Origin of the sequence: Rhodopirellula sp. JB055, from assembly GCF_043100905.1 — a bacterium.
Lineage (GTDB): Bacteria > Planctomycetota > Planctomycetia > Pirellulales > Pirellulaceae > Rhodopirellula.
On sequence record NZ_JBICHO010000578.1, the window covers coordinates 1 to 3,732 of the forward strand.

Here is a 3,732-nt window from a genome sequence, read left to right on the forward strand (position 1 = left end):
CATCCTCGGCACTCAATGGGCGACATTCCAATCTGGACCAACTCTTTATGCTTGGCTTGCCGGCCCAGCAACTTTGCGTCGGCATCTCCAGCAGGCACCGCCGAAACCAACGACACCTAGCAAAGCCAGCGAAGAGGGTTCAGGAACGGCGGAAGCTTGCAACCCCGCGTTGGTAAGACCAACGAACACATTCCCATCGAGCTCTCCAACTCCGGCAACACCAACATCGGTCAAACGCAAACTGATCGCATTGGTCGCCAACCCTGAACTGCTGATCCCGTCACCGGTCAGCAATTGCTCGTTCAGGATCAACGACGCGCCTCCCAAGACGGAAGAAAGATCAATCCCTGTGTTTGCGGCGATTGATCCATTGAGTGTGGCACCGACTTGGACGCCCGACACGCTGATTTGCAAGTTCGTCACATCCATCGTCCCGGTTGGACTCAGCGAGCCAAAATCACCATCAACCGCTGAGGTCACCGTGATCGCATCGGCCGTGATCGAAATCAGATCCACTGCAGCCAATTCAACGACGGACAAGTCGAGATTTTCGATCACGTGACTGGAATTCGCGTTCCGAGAACCTGGCAGTCCGTCGACATCCGACCCTGCAAACGACGTCACTGTATCCGCCGTGGCGCCCACGACGTTCCCCAACGAAATGACCGGGATATTGCCGGCATTCGCGGCGACGCCCAAAACCGTCTCGGTATCGTTGTAAGGTGCCGGCGATGTGCCCGACGCAGGTGCCAGCCCATTGATTTGGGCATCGACCACCACCCCACCTCCGGCAAGTGGCAGAAGGTCTAATTCCAGATCCACCGCGAGGAAGTCGGAGGAGCTATTGCCTCCGATCACGGCAGCCTGAGCGACTTCTGTTGACAACATGATGGCACACATCGACCACCCCAGCAAAAACCATCTCATTTGCAAACCTCTCAACTTAGAAAGAAAAGTTAGCCTGAAAGTCCAGGCCATTTCACCCTATCAATTCTTTGCAGAGGGAAAGCCGGCAATTTTGCAACTTAGGGGATAACCCCTTCTGTCTTTACGTTCACAGATGCGCCTTTGGACACGATCGATTCACATAGGAACGATCAAATAGCATTCTGACATTCGCTCCTCTATTTCTATCACTGCCAGAACTCCCCCCAAAAAGGGTGAAAGCTTAAGAACCTATCACAGATCCTCGCCCCCCTTAATTCAGGGGGGCAAGAAAGGATTCAGGGATAGGTTCTCAAGCATGGATGCTCAGATGAAAGCGAATGCGTCGCGCAGGCGATAGCCACGATTGGGCGTTGGAACCGTGGGCTAATGCCGGTCGGCTGACTGTTTCGATCTGGGAAACGCCATAAATCAACAGTCTGTTAGCGCACCAGGAAAGATCGTTCGTACAAAGTCCTGACCTACCCCGAAGTAGTCATCTACAATCAGACCCTCAATGCAGCTCGGCAGGATCCTTTCAGCATTCAAACGGCTTGAAGCAGCCTTGCTATTGCTCCCGCGTACAACTGAGGTGAACTCCCAATCAACTCAAGTTGCTATCGCTGATCGTTCCTACCGGCCTGCTTAAACGTATCTTCGGTTTCACATCCCTCTCCCCATCCCTCGTTCTGCCATGTCTTTCAGATTGCTTCGGATCGTTCTCTGCATTGTGCTTCCCTCTTTTCATACGCACGTTGTCGTGGCGGAAACGGAGACGAAGAAAAAACCCAACGTTATGATGGTGGCGGTGGACGACCTCAATCATTGGCTGACGTTCATGGGCCGAAACCCTCAAGCCCAGACACCGAACTTCGATCGACTGGCCAAGATGGGTGTGGCGTTCACCAACGCTTATTGCGCTGTTCCCGCTTGCGAACCATCTCGATGCGCATTGATGGGCGGTCGTCGACCTTGGACCACCGGATGCTACAAGAACGGCGACCAGTGGAAGAAGTACCAACCCGCTGACGATGGCATGGCGGCTCAATTCCTGAACGCCGGATACAAGGTATTCGGTGCGGGCAAGATTTATCATTCGATGGACTACCATCCATCCGAATGGACGGACTACATGTCCAAGAAGGGATTGTCGTCCAATGGTCCCGGTGTTCAGAAAATGGATGGCTTCCACAACGACAAGGTCCATCCGAATTTGAAGGACGAGGACTTGATCGATTGGCACACAACGAACTACTGCATCGATCGATTGAACGAAAGTTCCGATGAACCATTCTTCATTGCCTGCGGTCTTTACAAACCTCATTTGCCATTCGTTGCACCTAGAAAATACTACGACGCCTTTCCGCTGGAATCCATCCAGCTTCCGCCACACCGCGAAAACGACTTGGATGACTTGCCTCCAGCCGGTCTGCGGATGGCTGGTGCAGACAAAGACCACAAGAAGTTTTTGAAGTCTGGACGTTGGAAGGCAGCGATTCAGTCTTACTTGGCGACATGTGCCTACACCGACATGAACCTGGGGCGGTTGCTGGACGCATACGAGAACAGCCCGCACAAAGACAACACGATTTTGGTTCTGTGGACTGATCACGGTTGGTCACTCGGCGAAAAGCAACATTGGCGCAAGTTCGCCTTGTGGGAGGAACCGACGCGGACACCCATGATCTGGGTCGTCCCCGGAATGACCACGCCGGGGGCACGCTGCGAACGGACCGTGGACTTGATGTCGGTCTACCCAACGCTCTGCGAACTGACTGGCCTGCCGATCCCAGATCACGTGGAAGGACACGAAATCACATCACTGCTGAAGAATCCCAACGCCGCTTGGGACATTCCTGCGATCACGACACACGGTTATGAGAACCACGCCGTGCGAAGCGAACAGTATCGCTACATCCGCTACGCCAACGGCGATGAAGAGCTGTACGACAGCCGGAACGACCCGTACGAATACGAGAACTTGGCTGGCAAGCCGGAACTCCAAATCGTCAAGGATGAGTTGGCGAAATGGTTGCCAAAGGATGCCGTGAAGCCCAAGCGATGAGCGAACCGCGGTCACCAGCGCACGCAAGCTTGGTTTGAAACGCATGCTGCCGAGCGGATGCCGGTTCATCACGACTTGTTCACTTTCACGGTGCCCCAGGGAGATTGGTTTGGTGCTGCGTGTTCACCAATTCCTTGCATCAAAACCACCGGAAAGTGAATTTCAATCGTTCCAATTCACAATCGCCTCAGCACAACCATGCACTGAGCACGTGGCCAACCACCGAAGAGTTGCAATTGAAACGAACCAGATCCTTCACCGGAGGGCAAGAATCAGAAGCAAAGTCCATGGGAGAACAGAAGGGCCGTTCGTCGTTCATCGACGAGCTTCTTGAACCGAGGACTTGAGCTTCGGATAGACGACGCGTTTTGAACCGCGACAAACGAAGCAATAGGAAAGAGAACGACTTGATCGCGAGAAAGCGGCGGGGCAGAAAAGTTTGTCATCCATGGGGCTCCATGGACAATAAGAAATCGCTAAATCAAGATCGCGATACAGGACTAAATCAACACGCCGGTTGGCGTTGGGTTGCGCTCGGGCCGACTGAGGGTCTCAGTCGGCTACGGGGGGTGGAGCCAGGTGGGCGGACTGAGGGCCTCAGTCGGTTACAGGGGGTTGGCGTGGGGCCACCCCCCCCCACCCGCCCCCCACCCGCCACGAGGGTGTATTTTGTGTTTTGGTGGTCGCCGCGCCAAAAAAAACACATGGGGTTTGCAACAGGGGGTGGGTGTTTGTTGGGTGAA

General features: G+C 54.3%; 2 protein-coding genes. One reads left to right on the plus strand and one right to left on the minus strand.

Features of this window, described 5'->3' with window-relative positions; genetic code table 11:
- Positions 1-45: 45 nt before the first annotated feature.
- A complete protein-coding gene (locus ACF8AM_RS22560; RefSeq protein WP_392557822.1) occupies positions 46-888 on the minus strand; it encodes a PEP-CTERM sorting domain-containing protein in 843 nt (280 codons plus the stop codon).
- A gap of 730 nt (positions 889-1,618) precedes the next feature.
- On the opposite strand from ACF8AM_RS22560, the gene ACF8AM_RS22565 reads away from it, so the two are divergent.
- Positions 1,619-2,989 (plus strand): sulfatase, encoded by a 1,371-nt coding sequence (locus ACF8AM_RS22565; protein WP_392557823.1) that lies wholly within the window; start codon positions 1,619-1,621, stop codon positions 2,987-2,989.
- Positions 2,990-3,732 lie beyond the last annotated feature (743 nt).